This is a genomic window from Autumnicola edwardsiae (genome assembly GCF_031846505.1).
Classification (GTDB): domain Bacteria; phylum Bacteroidota; class Bacteroidia; order Flavobacteriales; family Flavobacteriaceae; genus Autumnicola; species Autumnicola edwardsiae.
The window spans coordinates 24076-43744 of sequence record NZ_JAVRHP010000025.1 but is presented as its reverse complement, the minus strand read 5'-3'; the positions used below and the strand labels follow the sequence as shown (position 1 = coordinate 43744).

Genomic DNA, 19669 nt, shown 5'->3' with positions numbered 1-19669 from the left:
GAATGGTGAAGTTTGGGATAATGAGATTATTGTAAGCCATATGGACAATGCGAGGGGACAGGAGCAGCCGGAGCGAATCAATTCTTTTGATTTTGTAGAAATTAAAATTCAGGATAAAACAGCGTGGGTGGCTTATCATAATAACGCGAGGTTCCTGGTAGACGGTAAACCTGTAGGGGAGATGAACTGGCTGGAAAGTGCGATCGCGGTCCTTACTGAAGATGGCTGGAGATTACAACTTTTACATTCTACGTTACTTAAAGAGAAGTAAGTTTAGCGGCAATGATTAAGCCCCGTTAAAAACAATGAGTGCCGAAAATTGGCAATTTTCGACCTATACCTTTAAGGAGCATAGGTATAAGCCTGCTTTACTTCCCGGAAATATTTATCTGGAAACCTTCAAATTAATATGTTGAAATGCTTAGACATTATAGAACCCGCTTGTTTTTTATTTATGACTGAAAAATTCCGAAACAAATACCGAATCCCTTCTGCTCGCCTGCAAAACTGGGATTATTCCTGGAACGCTGCATATTTCATAACGATTTGCACTCATAATCGCCAAAATTTCTTCGGAAGAATTGCTGATGGAAAAATGCAATTATCGGAAATTGGAAAAATTACCCATCACTTCTGGAACGAAATCCCTAATCATTTCCCATATATCCAACTCGGGGAATTCATTGCCATGCCCAACCACATCCACGGAATTATTATCATTGATAATAATGTACAGACGCCCAAGTTGGGCGTCTCTAGCGCAAATTCGGAACGCGCAAATTCGGAACGCGCAAATTCGGAACGCGCAAATCCCCCAAATTTTTCCAAAAACCGCGGCAACGGCACGGAAAATGAATCCGATAAAAAACACAAATCCGGCGGGAAAAATGAACAATGGAAACCCGGCACCCTTGGCGTGATCATCAATCAATATAAACGCATTTGCACGATACACGCACGAAAAATCAATCCTGATTTTGCCTGGCAAACCCGGTTTTATGATATAATAATTCGGGATGACCGGGCATTTAATAACATTTCTGAATACATCAAAAATAATCCTACAAAATGGGCGGCGGACAAATTCCATCATCAGAATAAAAAATGATTTTTTGTTTTACAGAATGTTTCCTGCTAAACCACTTAAATTTGTAGTACGCGCTGCTTAGGGGCGAAAACTGAAGAATTTATGGATACATCTAAAAAACCTGAAGTCTGGCTTCGCGGCTCCGTTCCCGGCATTCCAGCCTTTTTACAACCTGCTGCTCACGCCTTATTGCAGTCTAAAGAAGAGGTTTTTAAGTATACCGAAGCTTTTCCTGAAGCCTTGATATGGGAAAAACCTGCGGGACGTGCATCTGTTGGATTTCATTTGCAGCATATCACCGGAGTTTTAGATCGAATGCTTACTTATGCTGAAGGAAATTCGCTTTCTGAAGAGCAATTTGCATTTTTGCGCAGGGAAGGTGAGCCGACTGAAGATCGAAAATTGGCAAATTTAACCACTGACTTTTCTAAAAAGGTAGACCAAGCTTTGGAGATTTTTAAAGCCACTCCTGAAGCAATTCTAACCGAAAAACGCACTGTAGGAAGGAAGAAAATGCCTTCTACCATGCTGGGATTATACTTTCACGCTGCAGAACACAGTCAGCGGCATGTAGGGCAAATGCTGGTAACGATTAGTGTATTGAAAATTGCCTAAAAAAGTAACTGACTCAAATCCACATTTCCACCGGAAATAATTATCCCGACTTTCTTATTCCGGAATTTCTCTTTTTCCCGGAAAACTGCGGCCAAGGCGGTGGCACTGGAGGGTTCTACCACAATTTTCATTCGCTCCCAAATAATCCTTAACGCTTCGATAATTTCATTTTCTTCCACCCGAATAATTTCAGAAACATATTGCTGAATTATAGGGAAGTTTTTGTCTCCCAGATTAGTTTTGAGTCCGTCGCCAATAGTATTTGTAGTTTCGTTAGTTTCAATATTCCCGCTTTTTAATGAGCGGTAAGCATCATCTGCTTCAAAAGGTTCGGCGCCAATCGTTTTACAGTTTCTTCCGAAGAAATGCGCCGCAAGGGCAGTACCGGCAATGAGTCCGCCGCCACCAACCGGAGTTACGATAAGATCGAGATCGGGATGTTCCTGCAAAAGTTCTATTGCTGCAGTTCCCTGGCCCAGGATTACATTGGTATTGTTGGAAGGATGTAAAAAACCGGCTCCCGTTTCTTTCATGATGCGCTGCGCTGTTTCTTCGCGATCTTTTAAAGTTGGAGGACATTCGGTAATGATTCCGCCGTAAGTTTTAACTGCGTTTTTCTTCACTTGCGGGGCAGAGGAAGGCATTACAATATAAGCAGGAATCCCGATACTCTTAGCAGCAAGGGAGAGCGCCTGTGCAAAGTTACCCGAAGAATGTGTGACCACTCCTTTTTTCTGCTGTTCTTTGGAAAGCTGAAGAATGGCATTCGTAGCACCACGCATTTTAAAAGCGCCCATTCGTTGAAAATTCTCACATTTAAAAAACAATTCTGTTCCCGAAATTTCGTTTATGAGAGAGGAGTGTAAAACGGGAGTTTTATGAATATACGGGAGAATGCGTTGGTGAACTTCTTCAAGTTCCTGCTTAGAATACATAGCTGATTTTTTTCCTAAAGTTATAAATTTAGACCGGAATTCCCCACGGGAAAAGAATTCCTAAAACAGGAATGGCGTTAAAAGAAAAACCTTTTTAGAGTTCTTGACAATTAGAAAATATTGATCTATCGTGGCGGAAAATATATAAGGCTGAAAATTGTGATTTTGGAGAATCTCTTAGAATAGGAAAAAAGCGACCACTAATCCACGAATTTTTTGGCAAAATGAAGATCTTTCTGATTCCAATAATTGCTTTGCAAACCAGACCTCACAGGTTTTAAAAACCTGTGAGGTCTGGTGTTTTTTGGCCTTATGCTTTATGCAAAATCATGCAAATTACTTCTGGTCTAAGAGTAAAATTCACTACTCTTCCTCAACAGGAATAGTTAGCAAAGGAATATTTGATTTCTTAAAGAGTTCTAAGGAAACACTTTCCGAGAAAAGATTGAAGAAAAATCCGTGTTGATGGGTGCTTACGATCATGAGGTCAGCCTGCAATTCTTCAGCTTCTTTCAGGATCATTTCTACCGTAGAACCTTGGATAAGCAGCGCTTCAACCTGAATGTCCTTATTCAGAAATGAATCGCATAAATCCTGTAAATTTCTGTGTTCCTCACGGTATTCTTCAGCTTTTAAATCCCGAATGTATTGAGGTCCCGGCTCGTAACCTATAAAATCCGGCTCCGGATCTGTAACGTGGAGGAGCCAGATTTTTGCATGATATTTTTCTGCAAGGCTTTCTGCATAGTTAAGCAGTTCTTTCACAGTTTTATTAAAATCTACTGCAACAAGAATAGTTTTTATCTCTACCATACTATTTTACAGATTTAATAACCTTTATCTCTCTCTACCACGTTTTTAAGCGGCTCCTCTTCCTGAAGGCGCTCATAGTTTTCGATAATCTGCGGAACAACAGAAGATGCTTTGGTAACACTCGCTATATGCGGTGTAATAAGAATTTGGGTATTGGTCCAGAAAGGATGCTCTTCGGGCAAAGGTTCTTCTCTGAAAACGTCCAGCGCAGCTCCGGAAAGATGTCCGTTGCCAATCATCCTCAGTAAATCCTGTTCTACAAGATGTTCTCCCCTGGCCACATTAATCACGTAAGCACCTTCGGGCAGTTTTTCAAAAAGTTCCCTGTTCAGGATATTTTCTGTTGCCGGTGTAAGTGGTAATAAACAGACCAGTACTTCTACCTGCGGAAGAAATTCTTCCAGGCCATCTTCACCACAATAAGTATTGATATCCTTTTTGTCCTTATCACTTTTAGCCCATCCAAGAACGTTAAAACCATTCTTCGCCAGCTTCTCACCAACGGCAGTTCCTAAGACTCCAACACCCATAATACCTACTGTGGTATTCTTAGGTCTCTTATAAGTGTTATGCCTATCCCAGGCTTTTTCTGTTTGCTGGCTTTTATAAGAGGAGAGTTTCCTGAGATGGCTCATTACAAGCGCGAGAACAAAATCACTCATATCTGTAGTGAGTTGCTGATCTATTACCCGTGTGATCTTAATATTTTCGGGTAGTTCCTTATCGCTGGTAATATGGTCTACACCTGCGCCCATAGAAGCGACCACCTTTAGATTTGGATAATTTTTGAACAGGCCGCGCGGATGGTTCCAGGCAAGTGCAAATTCCACCTCTTCCTTATCGTGGTCTTCTGGGTATACATAAATATTTAATCCCGGATGTTGGTTTTTTAAAGCTTCTAACCAGGGCTGCGGGTCTCTGCCCGGACTTACAATTAAAAATGACATTTTTCTTTTTCTTATTTGTTAATATTAGCTCACAAATGCACTAAAGCCGGTGATGGCTCTTCCTACAATGAGAGAATTTATTTCTTTAGTTCCTTCATAGCTATATATAGCTTCGGCATCGGCCACAAAGCGTGCAACGTCGTGTTCCAGTAAAATTCCGTTACCGCCTAAAACCTCACGGGCACGGCTCACCACATCCCTGGTGCGCATACTACAATAAACTTTAGCCAGCGATGCATGCTCATCTGTAAGCATATCCTGATCCTGCATCTCGCTAAGTCTGAAAACCAGGGTTTGCATGGCAGTAAGGTTGGAAAGCATCTCTACAAGGTGATTCTGAACTAGCTGATAAGATGCAATAGGCCTGCCAAATTGTTCCCTTTTTTTGGTATATGCAAGTGCACTTTCATAAGCTCCCCGGGCACATCCCACTGCCTGCCAGGCAACTCCCGCACGGGTCATCCTTAGCACATTTGCCGTGTCTTTAAAAGAATTGGCATTCTGAAGCCTGTCGCTTTCCGGCACCTTACAATCGGTGAGGGTGATGAGCGCATTCTGAACGATTCTCAGCGCCATTTTATCCTCCATTTTCTCAGCTTTAAAACCAGGATTTTCTTTCCGGACCAAAAAGCCCTTCACCTGGTTACTTTCTACATCTCTGGCCCATATAATTATGACATCGGCAAAAGTCGCGTTTCCTATCCATTTCTTCTGCCCGTTAATTACCCAGTTTTCACCATCAAATTTGCAGGTGGTTTCGAGCCCGCCGGCAGCTCCAGATCCTACGTTGGGTTCTGTAAGGCCAAAAGCACCAATCTTGTCCAGTTTTTGCATTTTCGGTAACCATTCCTGTTTTTGTTCTTCACTTCCGCACAGATAAATAGAACCCATTGCCAACCCGCTGTGCACACCAAAAAAGGTGGAGATGGAAACATCTACCCTTGCAATTTCCTGCGCGATTATGCCTTCCATTAAAAATGGCAAATTTGGGCATCCGTATCCTTCATAAGGCACTCCGGCGATGTCCAGTTCTTTAAATTTTTCAATAATTTCAAAAGGAAACTTAGCACGGTTCCAATGGTCGTTCGCTATGGGTCGCACTTCCTTTTCCATAAAATTGCGCACTTTCATCTGGAGTTCCCGTTGCTCTTTGGTTAGTTTCAGGTCCAGATTATAGAAATCGGCATCTGTAGGAGGGAGTTCACGTTCGCCTTTTTGCTGTTTTGTTTTTAACATTTTCATCAGCCCTTTAAGCTGCCTGTCGTCTAAAGTTCCCAAAGCTTTCATTGCTTCAGAAAGGTCTATCTGCTTATTAATTTGTTGCAATTGGTCGAGATCGACCGACTTTAACAGGTTGATCGTGTTTCTGACTTTTCCGAAGAATGACATAGAAGTAGTATTGGTTCTTTTTAAAAATAGACAAATTAAGCCTTTGCAGTTGTTAAACCTTTCCGAAGAAAAAGTCAAAAATATTTCGGCTAAATCAGCTGTTTATAAGGGGTGAATATTGCTACTGAAGTTTATAAGCTCTCCCTCAAAACTTTATGAAAGTTTTAGCGGACGGACCTTTAAGTACTATGCCGATATTGGTAATTTTAAGAAGGTCACCTTATTTGTCACCGTAAATATTTTCTTCGGAAGAAATTGACCATGGCGTTTAGAAATAGAAGGAAGGCATTATGTCTAATTATTAACCATTCAGAATATGAAAAATCCACAGGAAAAACACGTAAAACCACCTTACCCACAGGAAAGACAGGATGTACCGGGTCACGAAGATGAAATGCAGCCTCAGGTAGATCACGGGGAAGATTCCTATAGAGGTTCGGGAAAGCTCGAAGGTAAAAATGCAATTATTACAGGTGCCGATTCCGGTATTGGAAGGGCAGTGGCCATAGCTTATGCACGTGAGGGCGCAAATGTGCTTATTTCTTACCTTGAAGAGCATGAAGATGCTGAAGAAACCGCTAAATACGTGAAAGAGGCGGGGAAAAAGGCTGTTCTTATTGCAGGTGATGTAAGTGAACAGGAACATTGTGAGAAAATTGTACGTAAGGCAGTAGAAGAATTTGGACAAATTGATATCCTCGTAAACAATGCAGCCTTTCAAATGGCACGTGAATCTCTACAGGACGTTTCCAGTGAAGAGTGGGATTATACCTTTAAAACGAATATCTACTCGATGTTTTATTTGTGCAAGGCGGCAGAACCTCACATGAAGCCGGGAAGTACAATTGTGAATACCACCTCTATTAATGCCTATAAGCCAAAGCCGGTTTTGCTGGCCTATGCAGCTACCAAAGGAGCAATTCTGAATTTTACTGCAAATCTCGGTCAACTTCTTGCAGATAAAGGAATTCGCGTAAATTGTGTGGCGCCGGGACCGGTCTGGACCCCGCTTATTCCTGCTACAATGCCTATGGAAGAAGTGAAACAATTCGGAAAAAATACTCCGCTAAAACGCGCGGGGCAACCGGCAGAACTTGCTGCCGCTTACGTCCTGTTGGCTTCTGAAGATTCAAGTTATATGACAGGTTCGACGGTGCAAATCACGGGAGGAACTCCAACAATTTAAAAAATAGATTATGACCAACGATAATAACTATAACTGCGACAGGCGAAAATTTATAAAGGGAATGGGTCTCGCTACCGGCGGAGCATTAATGACTTCTCCTTTTTTGTCATTCATGGAGGCAGCAGCCGGAGAATCTGACAGGCCACTTAAAAATATGGGAATTGCACTGGTGGGCCTTGGCCGTTACAGTACAAATCAACTTGCACCTGCCCTGCAGGAAACGGAGAATTGCCACTTAGCAGGAATTGTGACCGGTTCCCCTTCAAAAGCAGAGGTTTGGAAAAGGAAGTATAACATCCCGGAAGGGAATGTCTATAATTATGACAATTTTGATGAGATTGCCAACAATAATGATATTGATATAGTTTACGTTGTAATGCCAACTGCCTTTCATGCCGAATTTGCTATACGTGCAGCAGAAGCTAAAAAGCATGTGATTTGTGAAAAACCAATGGCTACAACTGCAGAAGAGGCTCAGCGAATGGTTGATGCCTGTAATGCTAACGGAGTAAAACTCGCCATTGGCTACCGCCTGCATTTTGAACCTTATAATAAACGCGTCATGGAACTGGGCCAGAAGGAAGTCTTTGGAAAAGTAAAGAGCATAAAAGCTGCAGATAGCAGTGACATGACAGGGGGTAGCCTGGATGTTTGGCGTCTGGATAAAGAACGTGCCGGTGGCGGTCCGTTAATGGATCTGGGAATATACTGCGTTCAGGGAGCGGTTTATACCATGGGTAAAAAACCAATTGCTGTAAAAGCTGAATTTGGAGAAATTACGCACCCGGCTTATTTCCGGGATGTGGAACAATCTATAAAATGGGAAATGGAATTTGAAGATGGGGTAGTGGCTGAATGTGAAACCAGTTATGCAGATCCCGAAGAAAAAAAGCTTTTATCTGCTGAAGCCGAAAACGGTTGGTGGAAAGTTGATCCCGCCTATTCCTACGAAGGTAAAAAAGGAGAAACCAGCGAAGGGAAAATGGATTTCCCCAATGTTTACGAACAGGCGATACAAATGGACAGCCAGGCAGGAAGTTTTAGTAAAAATGAAGAATCTATTGTGCCGGGTGAAATGGGCGTCAGGGATATGAAGATTATTATGGCAATTTATGAATCGGCCCGAAATAATGGGGAGCGTGTGGAGATTAAGTATTAAAAGGAAATTTCTCCATAAGTAAAAGCTTAGATATTAAAAATAGAGCCTCACAGTTAAAAAACTGTGAGGCTTGTTTCTGCTACTTTTATCTTCAAAGTTTCCCTTTGGATAAGGGGCCTTATTCAAGCCCAAAAGCTTCTTTAACCTTATCTACATAATCCAGTTTCTCCCAGGTAAATAATTCTACTTCTTTGGTGATTTTACCGTTGTAAGGGCTTTCAAATACTTTAATCTCTTTACGCGGTTCTTTTCCCATGTGGCCGTAAGCTGCGGTTTCCCGGTAAATTGGATTCCTTAATTTTAATCGCTCTTCTATTGCTGAAGGTCTCATATCGAAAATTTCGGCTACTTTTTTGGCAATTTCACCATTACTCATATCTACATTGGATTTGCCATAAGTATCTACAAAGATAGAAGTGGGCTCCACCACCCCAATAGCATAAGAAACCTGAACAAGAACTTCATCTGAAAGTCCTGCGGCCACAAGATTTTTGGCAATGTGCCTGGAAGCATAAGCGGCAGAACGGTCAACCTTACTTGGATCTTTTCCGGAAAACGCACCACCACCGTGGGCTCCTTTTCCTCCGTAAGTGTCTACTATAATCTTTCTTCCGGTTAATCCTGCATCGCCGTGAGGACCACCAATGACGAATTTTCCGGTTGGATTAATGTGGTATTTTATGTTGTCTGTAAATAACTTCTGGACGTATTCCGGTAGGCGTTTTTTTACTCGAGGGATAAGAATTTCCTGAATGTCTTTATTAATTTTTTTCAGCATCTTCTCGTCATCTTCATCAAACTCGTCGTGCTGAGTGGAAACTACAATGGCAACAATTCTTTGAGGAACATTATCGTCACTGTATTCTATGGTAACCTGGCTCTTGGAATCGGGCCGCAGGTAAGTAATTTCTTTACCTTCCCTTCTTAATTTTGCCAGTTCTATAAGGATCTTATGAGAGATATCGAGGGCCAGTGGCATATAATTTTCGGTCTCGTTGGTGGCGTAACCAAACATCATTCCCTGGTCACCGGCACCCTGCTCTTCTTTTTTACCACGATCTACTCCCTGATAAATTTCCTGTGACTGTTCATGAATAAGAGAAATTACTCCACAGGAATCGCCGCTAAATTTATATTCGCCCTTAGTGTAACCAATTTCATTAATCACGCCGCGGGCAATATTTTGTACGTCCAGGTAAGTATTGCTTCGCACTTCTCCGGCTAAAACGACCTGTCCCGTGGTAACCAAGGTTTCGCAGGCAACTTTGGATTCTTCGTCAAAAGCAAGGAAATTATCTAAGAGGGTGTCACTAATCTGGTCCGCAATTTTGTCTGGATGACCTTCAGAAACACTTTCTGAAGTAAATAAATACGCCATGTCTTCTTTTTTAGTTTAGAATCAACAGAGGCAGAGGTGACATGCAAAGGCTACAGAAGTACATTACTTTACTGCTTTAGCATTTTCAACCAAAGAATCTCTTTGGTTTTAGGGTTGCAATCAGTCAAATCTTTCCCTGTAAATAAATCGCTTACAAATGTATAAAAATAGTTTTGATTCAAAATTCTTTAACGGCATTTTATGTATTGGGCGTCGCACTTCGCAAAAAAGCTTGTGCCGGGATTTTGCTTCTCGCTTTTTATAGTCAAAAAAACTATAAAAGAGATCATATAACCGCTTGATCTCTAACGCGGCAATAAAAAAGCTTTCCTTATGTTTTTAACACAGGGAAAGCTTCTAAAAAATTAATTCAAGTATCAGGTTTTTTAGTTGAAATCTTCAACCGCATCTTCTGCAGTAGAACGTGGCAGGAATATTTGAATTCCAAAAGTAAGGCCTAACGAATTTTGATAATCTTCATTACCGGCTCCAACGAGTCCGCTATATTTCAGGCTGGTTTCAAGTGCTACACTTTCGGTAAGGAAATAAGAGTATCCTGGTCCAAATCCAAATGCAAAACCATTAGTAGTTTCACCGCCCGAAACGTTTCTTCCTGCAATACCTGCATTTGTTTCCACGAAAAATTGTCCTGCAGGAATTTCATCACCAAGGTCGGCATCCTGTGGTCTAACATAAAATCTTGTTAGAGCTTGTACTCCATAAACAAAGACTTCATCTGAGTCCTCACTGGCTTTGGCGAACCCCAGATTTACAATACCTCCCAGGAGAAAATTGTCATTCACCATATAACCGGCTTTTGGACTTAAGCCAATATTCCAGCCGGCACCATCGTTAAGACCTACATTAATCCCAAACAGACCTTTGCTTTCAGGTGTAGAAAGTCCACTTCCTAAATCAGCTCCAAGCATGAAGTTTCCTTCCTGCAACTGGGCATGCGAAGTTTGTGTCACTCCAACAATAAAAAATGCTGCTAATAGTAAAATCTTTTTCATAATTTAAAATTTTTCTGGTTGCCCTTCCTCGGGTAATATTTATAAAGGCAAAGTTAGCTGCTAGCGATATTCTGCAGTTTTTATTTAATAGATTTTAATATTCTTTTTGCATTTCCTATTAATTGGTTACAGGTTTGAAAAATGAGAGGATTTTGAAAAACTGTAAGTACTGATTATGACAATAACCCTGGATTTATTATGGATTTTTTAAAAATTTAAAAAATTATTTGCATATTAAATTTTTCTGTGCTTATATTTGTTTCAGACAAAAATGAGAAATGAATCTGTTTATTTGCAATATGATGATGTGTATGATGTGGAAACCTTCCGCAGCGCTCCTTATTGCATAAACTGAAAAGATAATTTGCAAAAGCCGCTGCCAACCGCAGCGGCTTTTTTATTGCGGTTGTCCAAAATGTATTAAAAGGAAGAGGCAGTATATTTTCAGCTAAAAGTGAAAACATGGAATCTAATAAGGCAATATATAAAATGATAATGTGTGAAGTGATGCGAATGTGTCACATGAAACGCTATTGCCAAAACTCGGAAATATAATTTAGTTTATATAGTTCAATTCGGAGTCCCCCGGTAATAGCTAACCTGGGGGACTTTTTTTTAAAATTTTAATAACAACGAATAAAAATTATATAAAAACAGAAATTATGAGTACTCAGAAATTTGCTACAAACGCACTTCATGCAGGACACGATGTAACCGCTAACGGCGGGACCAGAGCAGTCCCTATTTATCAATCTACCTCGTACGTTTTTAATAATTCCAAACACGCTGCCGATCTGTTTTCACTGGCAGAGCCGGGCTATATTTATACCAGGATTAATAATCCTACAAACGATATTTTAGAACAACGTCTTGCTGCACTGGACGGTGGGATTGCAGGGGTGGTAACAGCATCGGGGACAGCTGCTATTAATACAACGCTTCTTACCCTTTTAAAAACGGGAGATCATATTGTCGCTTCCAACAGTCTTTATGGTGGTACATACAACCTGTTAAGTGTGACTTTACCAAGGCTTGGGATTAATACCACTTTTGTAGATCCCGGTAATCCCGAAAACTTCAAGAAAGCAGCAAAGGAAAATACGAGGGCGATTTTCGTAGAATCTCTTGGAAACCCAAAACTGGATGTTTTAGATCTTAAAGCTATTTCCTCGGAAGCTAAAGCGCTTGGCGTTCCTTTTATAGTAGATAACACGGTTGCAACTTCTTACCTGGTAAAACCAATAGAACATGGAGCAGACATTGTGATCCACTCGCTAACAAAATATATTAATGGAAATGGTACTGCCTTAGGTGGTGTTATTATCGATGCCGGTAAATTTAACTGGGCTAACGGTAAATTTCCTGAATTTACCGAACCTTCACCGGGATACCACGGGCTCGTTTATCACAAGGCTTTGGAAGAAGCTGCCTTTATTGCCAAGGTGAGAATAGAAGGTTTGCGTGACCATGGTGCGGCATTGAGTCCTTTTAATGCATTCCAGATCCTTCAGGGGCTGGAAACCCTGAAAGTAAGGATAAAGCAGCATAGTGAAAGTGCTCTGGAACTGGCAAAATGGTTGCAACAGCAGGAAGAAGTAACCTGGGTAAACTATCCTGGGCTGGAGGAGAGCAAATACTATAAACTAGCCCAAGAATATTTGCCTGAAGGACAAAGTGGAGTAGTTACTTTTGGAGTGAAAGGTGGTTTTGATTCGGCACAGAAAGTCGCAGATGAAACAAAAATATTTTCGCTTTTGGCCAATATTGGAGATACAAAATCTCTTATTATTCATCCTGCCAGCACCACACACCAGCAATTGGACGAGAAGCAACAAGCTTCTACGGGTGTCACTCAGGATTTAATAAGATTATCTGTTGGGCTAGAAGATATAGAAGATCTTAAAGGCGATTTAAAAGAGGCTTTTTCTAAAATCTAGTAAGAGCGTAAGTTTAAATAATTTATTGATTGGAAGATGGAGGGAAAGTGTAAAGAAAATATTTTCCCTTCATCTTCCAAAAAAAGAAAATAATGCTTGAGGAAATTCGCATAGCAAATTTTAAGAATTCTGCCGGAGGTGTTCAGGAGATTCAACTTTCTTACGAAATTTTTGGTCAGCCTTTAAATACGGCTCCGGTAGTGATGATTAACCACGCCCTCACCGGGAATTCGAATGTAGCCGGGGAGGATGGCTGGTGGAAAGACATTGTTGGTGAAGAAAAATGTATAGATACTAATAAGTACACCATCCTGACTTTCAACATTCCGGGAAATGGATACGATGGCTTTATTATCGAAAATTATAAAGATTTTGTCGCGCGGGATATTGCGAATATCTTTCTTCTTGGTCTCGAAAAACTAAAAATCACCAAACTGTTTGCCTTAATTGGAGGTTCGCTGGGAGGTGGTATTGCCTGGGAAATGGCTGCCATCAATCCCTTAATTACTCAAAATTTAATACCCATTGCTACCGACTGGAAATCGACCGACTGGCTTATTGCCAATTGCCAGGTGCAGGAATTGTTCCTGAATAATTCTAAAAACCCCGTACATGATGCGCGCATGCACGCGATGTTATGTTATCGTACGCCGGAATCTTTTAAAACTCGTTTTAAGCGGAGTACAAACGAAGAGCTACAGGTTTTTAATGTGGAAAGCTGGTTGCTGCATCATGGGAACAAGCTTCAGGAGCGTTTCCAGATTGGGGCTTACAAGTTGATGAACCAGCTATTGAAGACTATTGATGTTTCCCGTGGCAGGCCCGAACTGGACAAAATCCTGGAGCGAATAGATGGCAATATTTGCATTATTGGGGTAGACTCAGATTTATTTTTTACTGCGGAAGAAAACAGGGAAACCCATCGCCAGCTTGCACAAAGCAGCAACAAGGTTACGTACAGCGAAATTCATTCTGTTCACGGCCATGATGCTTTTTTAATAGAGGCCAAGCAGGTGGAGCAGATCATTTCTGGGATCTTTCAGCAGGTAAATAGGTTGAAAATTTCCAAATTTGGAGGTAAATCTTTATCCAATGGAAATGGTATTAAGTCGGTGCTTGATATTATTGAAGATAAAATTCAAAAACAGGAGCGAATAGGAGTAGTTGTTTCCGCCAGGGGAAAAACAACAGATCAACTTGAAGATTTGCTGGAGATGGCTACGGCAAATCAGGATTACAGCGAAGTCTTCAGGAAATTCAGAAAATATCAAATTGGTGGTTATGATTCCTTAGATTTTTCTGAAGAATTTAAAGCTATAGAGAATCTCCTGGAAGGGGTTCGCTTGCTTGGGGACTACAGTCTTAAAGTGAAAGACCAGCTACTTGCGCAGGGAGAAATAATTTCAGCCAGATTTATAACGGAGGTTCTTAAACAAAGAGGGCATGACGCTCACTTTACAGATTCCCGTAATCTTCTAAAAACAGATAATAATTTTGGAAGTGCACAGCCTCTTGAAGGAATTTCAAAAGAAAATTTTATACAATATTTTAAAGAGCACGGGCATAAGGTGAATATAGTTACCGGCTATATTGGCTCCACCTTAGATGGTGAAACCACCACTCTGGGGAGAAACGGAGGCAATTACTCTGCAGCACTACTGGCAAATTACCTGGATGCGGAAGAATTGCAGAATTATACTCACGTAGACGGGATATTTACAGCAAATCCAGATTTGGTAAAAAACGCGCAGCGCATCGAGGAACTTTCCTATAGTGAAGCTAATGAACTGGCTAATTTTGGAGCGACAATCCTGCATGCCAAAACGATTATTCCTTTAATTGAAAAGAATATTCCGCTACGGATTTTAAATACGTTTAAAAATGACAATCAGGGAACTTTAATTACCGCCAAACCTACCAAAGAGGGCATTAAATCTTTATCTATTCTTGAAAATAACTCTTTACTTAACCTTGAAGGACGTGGGCTCCTGGGGAAATCTGGTATAGATGCCAGAATTTTTAGGGCCCTTGGAGATAGCGGAATAAGTGTGAGTATTATTTCGCAGGGCTCTTCAGAAAGAGGGATTGGCCTTGTGGTAGACGCGCAAAATGCCCATACGGCGATAAAGGCGCTGGAAAGGGAATTTGAAAGTGATTTTTATTCCAAAGATGTTAATAAGATTTCTGTGGTAGATGACGTTTCTGTAATCTCAATTGTGGGGCAGGACTTGAGTACTTTTCACAAACCGTATAATGCCCTTATAAGGAACCAGATTGTACCGTTACTTTTTAATAATACCGTAACCGGGAAAAATGTGAGCCTGGTGGTGAAGAAAGCACAGCTGCACAAAGCGCTGAATGTGATTCACGGGGAGATTTTTGAGGTTTATAAAAAGATCAATATCGCGATTTTTGGTCATGGTAATGTAGGCGGAACTTTAATTTATCAAATCCTGCATTCGGCAGCTTCAATCGAAGAGCGGAAAAAAATTAAACTGAATGTTTTTGCGGTCTCCAACTCGAGAAAACTTTTGTTGAATTCAGATGGTATTGCAGAAGACTGGAACGAAAAGCTGCAGGCTTCAGGAAAAGAATCTTCGGTTTCAGAAGTAATAAATTACGCTCGGCTGCATCATTTAGAAAATCTTATAGCCATAGATAATACAGCCAGCAGGGATTTCGTGCAGCATTACCCAAAATTGGTTAAAAATGGCTTTGATCTGATTTCCTCCAATAAGATCGCGAATACCTTGGATATGAAGTTCTATAAAGATTTGCGGGAAGATCTGGAAAAAAATCAGAAGCGTTATTTTTACGAAACTAATGTGGGCGCCGGGCTTCCGCTTATTGATACCATCAGGATCCTGCATCTTTCAGGAGAAAATATTACGAGAATCAGAGGTGTCTTTTCCGGAACCCTTAGTTATCTTTTCAATACATTTTCTTCAGAAGACAGGCCGTTTAGCAGTGTTGTTAAAGATACTATTGATAAAGGTTTTACGGAACCTGATCCCCGGGAAGATTTAAATGGAAATGATGTAGGCCGAAAATTGCTCATTTTGGCGAGGGAACTCGATTTACAGAACGAATTTGAAGATGTGAAAATTAAAAACTTAGTTCCGGAAGATTTAAGAGGGGGAGATGCCGGAAGTTTTATGTCCAATTTGAGGAGATTGGATGAGATGTATCAAAAAATAAAAAATCAACAAAAACCAAATCATGTTTTGCGATTTATTGGAGACCTTTCCGGAGATTTGCAACAGGATAAAGGCGAGCTGGAAGTAAACCTGGTTTCGGTGCCGGCAGATAGCAGCCTTGGGCAGGTAAAGGGAGCCGATTCAATATTCGAGATTTATACTGAATCTTACGGTGATCGTCCCATTGTGATACAAGGTGCCGGTGCCGGTGCTGCGGTTACTGCAAGAGGTGTATTTGGTGACATTTTGAAATTATCAGAAAAAATAGCTTAATGAAAAACTTTGAAACTATTGCCGTAAGGACTCAAATGGAACGTTCTCAATATTTAGAACATTCTACACCTTTATACTTAACATCCAGTTATGTTTTTGAGGATGCAGAAGATATGAGGGCTTCATTTTCAGAAGAAAAAGAAAGAAATATTTATAGCCGGTTTACCAACCCGAACACTTCAGAATTTGTAGATAAAATTGCAAAAATGGAGGGTGCAGAAACGGGGTATGCTTTTGCAACAGGAATGTCTGCGGTTTTTTCAACGCTGGCTGCCTTACTAGATAGCGGCGACCATATTATCTCGGCAAGATCTGTGTTTGGCTCAACACATAGTTTGTTTACCAAATTTTTTCCGAAATGGAATATTTCGCACAGTTACTTCAATGTAAATGAAGTTGAAAAAATTGAAAGCCTGGTAAAGCCGGAAACTAAAATTCTTTTTGCTGAAACCCCAACGAATCCCGGGGTCGATATTTTGGATTTGGAGGTGTTGGGTGAGATTGCTAAAAAGCACAACCTTATTCTAATTATCGATAATTGTTTTGCCACGCCGTACTTACAGAATCCCATTAAATTTGGTGCCGACCTGGTAATCCATTCGGCTACAAAATTAATAGATGGACAGGGTCGAGTTTTGGGTGGAGTGACGGTTGGTGATCCAAAATTAATAAGGGAAATTTATCTTTTTTCACGAAATACCGGGCCTGCTTTGTCTCCCTTTAATGCCTGGGTACTTTCCAAAAGTTTGGAGACCCTGGCGGTAAGACTTGACAGGCATTGTGAAAATGCTTTAAAAGTTGCAGAATTCCTGGAAAATGAACCTAATGCTGAAAATGTCAAATATCCATTCCTGAAATCCCATCCGCAGTATGAAGTTGCTAAAAAGCAAATGAAGCTTGGAGGGAACATTATTTCCTTCGAAATAAAAGACGGAATTGAAGCTGGAAGAAAATTTATTGACAGTGTAAAATTATGTTCCAGAAGTGCCAATCTTGGTGATACACGTAGTATTGTGACACATCCTGCATCTACCACACACAGCAAGTTAAGTGAGGAAGACCAGCTGGAGGCAGGAATTACGCCTGGTCTTGTAAGGGTTTCCGTAGGACTTGAACATGTAGATGATATTATTGCTGATTTGAAGCAGGCACTTAATGGTTTGTAGTTCATAGTCTGGAGTTCCTAGTTTCCAGTTCGTAGTTGTGAGCAAAAAACTACCATTTTTTTTAAGGAGGGGTGGCCGAAAGCCGGGGTGGTTTTCTGGAAGTAGGAATAATGTCGCGGGATAAGCACCCAAACCACGAAATTCAAACTTGGAACTTTCTAAAAATGGCTATCTTTGCATTATGCTTTCAAAAAAGACGAAATACGGTATAAAAGCATTGTCATTTATGGCAAAACAACCGGAACGCAAACCGGTACAAACATCAGAAATCGCCCGCAGCGAAAATATTTCCCAGAAATTTTTGGAAAGTATCCTGCTGGAATTACGAAAGTCTGGTTTCCTTGGAGCTAAGAAAGGTAAAGGCGGAGGCTACTATCTTATTAAAGAACCAGAAGATATAAAAATGACTTCTGTAATAAGGGTTCTGGAAGGACCCATAGCGATGGTTCCCTGCGTAAGCCTTAATTATTATGAGAAATGTTCAGATTGCGCCAGCGAAGAAGCCTGCTCTGTACATGCACTTATGATTCAGGTGAGGGATGTTACGTTAAAAGTATTGGGAGATAATACTTTGGCAGATTTGGCAATAAAGGAGTAGGAACCAGAATTTAATGTTAAATACTGTAAATTAGGTGACTATTTAATTGGAGTAATAGAAAATGAAGATTACATTTGTATTAAAACCTAGTAACCCGATAGGGTAATAGATAATAAGAATAAAATATGCTTATGTTTCTTGACCAGACCAAGACGAAGAAAACTTTTAAAAAAGACAGAGCTGCAGAGAAACCTCTCCGCAGTATCGCAAAAACCGTCAGCTGGAGAATAGTGGGAACAATGGATACTGTAGCAATATCCTGGGTTTTAACTGGTGAGATAGAAACCGCCATGGCTATAGGATCTGTAGAGCTGGTTACAAAAATGATTCTTTATTTTGGACATGAAAGGATTTGGAATAAGATAAACTTTGGAAAGGAATAGTTATGAAAAAGTATAGCGAACAAGAATTGAAAGTACTTAATCAGCAATTAAAAGGGATTACTCCGGCTGAGATTGTTCAATGGGTGGTTTCAAATGCAGGGAAACCTGTAGTGACCACTAATTTTCGCCCTTACGAAGCGGCTATTCTTCATGTATGCTCCAAAATAGACCCTGCTATTAAGGTGATCTGGTGTGATACTGGATATAACACTCCGCAAACTTACAAACATGCAAAAGCAGTGATAGATAGACTTCAGCTTAATGTAAAACTTTATACACCTAAACAAACTGCGGCTTACAGAGATGCGCTTTTCGGAGGGATACCCGACGTAAATTCGACTCAGCACGAGGAGTTTACAAAGCAGGTAAAGCTTGAGCCTTTCCAGAGAGCAATGAAGCAGCAACAGCCGGATGTATGGTTTACTAACTTAAGAAAAGGGCAGACTTCATTCAGAGATAGTATAGATATACTTAGTTACAGCAAAGACGGGCTTTTAAAAGTTAGTCCGTTCTATCATTGGAGTGATGAGAAGCTGGACGCTTATCTTGAGGAGCATGATCTGCCAAATGAATTTAAATACTTTGATCCTACAAAAGTTTTAGCAAACAGAGAGTGTGGCCTACACGCTTAAAAAATATATAAATGAACTCGATATTAAATCAAAATACCTTAGAAAGCGAAGCTGTATACATCTTTAGGGAAGTAGTGGCTCAGTTCGAGAATCCGGTGTTGCTCTTTTCTGGCGGGAAAGATTCCATCACTTTGGTTCGGCTGGCTCAAAAGGCGTTTCATCCTGCAAAGATTCCTTTTCCGTTAATGCACATAGACACCGGTCACAATTTCCCTGAAACTATAGAATTTCGGGACAGGCTGGTAAAAGAACTGGGGCTTCAGCTTATCGTGCGTCACGTACAGGATGATATAGATAATGGAAAGTCCATAGAGGAGAAAGGAAAGTATTCGAGCCGTAACGGGTTGCAAACAAATACCCTGCTGGATGCTATAGAAGAATTCAAGTTTGATGCCTGTATTGGTGGTGCCAGAAGGGATGAAGAAAAAGCCAGGGCGAAAGAAAGAATCTTTTCTGTAAGAAATGATTTTGGGGAATGGGACGAAAAGAATCAGCGTCCTGAGGTATTTGATATGTTGAACGGAAGGATTGAAATTGGACAGAATGTAAGGGTTTTTCCAATTTCTAACTGGACAGAACTTGATGTGTGGAATTATATCGATCAGGAAAATATTGAGATTCCGTCAATATATTTTGCGCATGAGCGTGAAATCTTTGAAAGGGACGGTCTTATCTGGACTGCTTCAGAATATGTGTATAAAGAAGACGATGAGGTTACCGAAAAGCGCAGTGTAAGGTTTAGGACTGTGGGGGATATTACCTGTACAGCGGCTGTAGAATCCAAAGCTGATACTATTCAGAAAATAATTCAGGAAATAAGGGAGTCTTCTATTTCTGAACGTGGCGCAAGAATAGATGATAAACGTTCTGAAGCTGCAATGGAAACCAGGAAGCAACAAGGTTACTTTTAGAAACCAATTCCGAAGAAATTTATCTCAAGCAAAGAACAGAATTAAACGAT

The 19669-nt window shown here is 40.6% G+C and carries 17 protein-coding genes and 1 pseudogene; 12 read left to right on the top strand and 6 right to left on the bottom strand.

Features of this window, described 5'->3' with window-relative positions:
- The 3 genes and pseudogenes from RM529_RS06875 to RM529_RS06865 form a co-directional block, all read left to right on the top strand.
- A pseudogene (locus RM529_RS06875) lies at positions 1-271 on the top strand (DUF4440 domain-containing protein); the annotation flags it as partial.
- 183 nt (positions 272-454) lie between these two features.
- Positions 455-1108: a transposase gene (locus tag RM529_RS06870; RefSeq protein ID WP_311484017.1), complete on the top strand. Its 654-nt coding sequence runs from the start codon at positions 455-457 to the stop codon at positions 1106-1108.
- An 81-nt stretch (positions 1109-1189) separates the two neighbouring features.
- Positions 1190-1702 (top strand): DinB family protein, encoded by a 513-nt coding sequence (locus RM529_RS06865; RefSeq protein WP_311484016.1) that lies wholly within the window; start codon positions 1190-1192, stop codon positions 1700-1702.
- On the opposite strand, the gene RM529_RS06860 is transcribed toward RM529_RS06865, so the two are convergent.
- The 4 genes from RM529_RS06860 to RM529_RS06845 all read right to left on the bottom strand — a co-directional run bounded on the left by RM529_RS06860 (position 1699) and on the right by RM529_RS06845 (position 5786).
- Positions 1699-2637: a pyridoxal-phosphate dependent enzyme gene (locus RM529_RS06860; RefSeq protein ID WP_311484015.1), complete on the bottom strand. Its 939-nt coding sequence runs from the start codon at positions 2635-2637 to the stop codon at positions 1699-1701. The genes RM529_RS06865 and RM529_RS06860 overlap by 4 nt on opposite strands.
- A 363-nt stretch (positions 2638-3000) precedes the next feature.
- On the bottom strand, positions 3001-3450 hold the full coding sequence (locus RM529_RS06855) for a universal stress protein (RefSeq protein WP_311484014.1): 450 nt from the start codon (positions 3448-3450) through the stop codon (positions 3001-3003).
- Between the two features lie 14 nt (positions 3451-3464).
- The gene (locus tag RM529_RS06850; protein WP_311484013.1) at positions 3465-4397 is read right to left on the bottom strand and encodes a 2-hydroxyacid dehydrogenase; all 933 of its coding nucleotides are present in this window, start codon (positions 4395-4397) and stop codon (positions 3465-3467) included.
- A 24-nt stretch (positions 4398-4421) separates the two neighbouring features.
- Positions 4422-5786, bottom strand: a complete 1365-nt coding sequence (locus RM529_RS06845; protein WP_311484012.1) for an acyl-CoA dehydrogenase family protein — start codon at positions 5784-5786, stop codon at positions 4422-4424.
- Positions 5787-6102: 316 nt separating this feature from the next.
- Here RM529_RS06845 and RM529_RS06840 point away from each other — a divergent pair, with 316 nt between their 5' ends.
- Both RM529_RS06840 and RM529_RS06835 read left to right on the top strand, forming a co-directional pair.
- Entirely contained in the window at positions 6103-6972 is an 870-nt protein-coding gene (locus tag RM529_RS06840) for an SDR family oxidoreductase (protein ID WP_311484011.1), read from the top strand.
- 10 nt (positions 6973-6982) lie between these two features.
- Positions 6983-8131, top strand: coding sequence for a Gfo/Idh/MocA family protein (locus RM529_RS06835; protein ID WP_311484010.1), 1149 nt, complete (start codon positions 6983-6985; stop codon positions 8129-8131).
- 118 nt (positions 8132-8249) lie between these two features.
- On the opposite strand, the gene metK is transcribed toward RM529_RS06835, so the two are convergent.
- Both metK and RM529_RS06825 read right to left on the bottom strand, forming a co-directional pair.
- Positions 8250-9509 carry a methionine adenosyltransferase gene (gene metK, locus RM529_RS06830; protein WP_311484009.1) on the bottom strand — a complete coding sequence of 420 codons (1260 nt, stop codon included), beginning with the start codon at positions 9507-9509 and terminating at the stop codon, positions 8250-8252.
- A gap of 386 nt (positions 9510-9895) precedes the next feature.
- Positions 9896-10522: a hypothetical protein gene (locus RM529_RS06825; RefSeq protein ID WP_311484008.1), complete on the bottom strand. Its 627-nt coding sequence runs from the start codon at positions 10520-10522 to the stop codon at positions 9896-9898.
- Between the two features lie 662 nt (positions 10523-11184).
- Here RM529_RS06825 and RM529_RS06820 point away from each other — a divergent pair.
- The 7 genes from RM529_RS06820 (at position 11185) to cysD (ending at position 19619) form a co-directional block, all read left to right on the top strand.
- A complete protein-coding gene (locus tag RM529_RS06820; RefSeq protein WP_311484007.1) occupies positions 11185-12459 on the top strand; it encodes an O-acetylhomoserine aminocarboxypropyltransferase/cysteine synthase family protein in 1275 nt (424 codons plus the stop codon).
- 92 nt (positions 12460-12551) lie between these two features.
- Positions 12552-15929 carry a bifunctional aspartate kinase/homoserine dehydrogenase I gene (thrA, locus tag RM529_RS06815; protein WP_311484006.1) on the top strand — a complete coding sequence of 1126 codons (3378 nt, stop codon included), beginning with the start codon at positions 12552-12554 and terminating at the stop codon, positions 15927-15929.
- Entirely contained in the window at positions 15929-17095 is a 1167-nt protein-coding gene (locus RM529_RS06810) for a trans-sulfuration enzyme family protein (protein WP_311484005.1), read from the top strand. Before thrA ends, RM529_RS06810 begins: the two co-directional genes overlap by 1 nt.
- A 181-nt stretch (positions 17096-17276) precedes the next feature.
- Positions 17277-17693, top strand: coding sequence for an RrF2 family transcriptional regulator (locus tag RM529_RS06805; protein ID WP_311484004.1), 417 nt, complete (start codon positions 17277-17279; stop codon positions 17691-17693).
- 125 nt (positions 17694-17818) lie between these two features.
- Positions 17819-18076: a DUF2061 domain-containing protein gene (locus RM529_RS06800; protein WP_311484003.1), complete on the top strand. Its 258-nt coding sequence runs from the start codon at positions 17819-17821 to the stop codon at positions 18074-18076.
- 2 nt (positions 18077-18078) lie between these two features.
- Positions 18079-18708 carry a phosphoadenosine phosphosulfate reductase domain-containing protein gene (locus RM529_RS06795; RefSeq protein WP_311484002.1) on the top strand — a complete coding sequence of 210 codons (630 nt, stop codon included), beginning with the start codon at positions 18079-18081 and terminating at the stop codon, positions 18706-18708.
- Between the two features lie 11 nt (positions 18709-18719).
- On the top strand, positions 18720-19619 hold the full coding sequence (gene cysD / locus RM529_RS06790; protein WP_311484001.1) for a sulfate adenylyltransferase subunit CysD: 900 nt from the start codon (positions 18720-18722) through the stop codon (positions 19617-19619).
- Positions 19620-19669 lie beyond the last annotated feature (50 nt).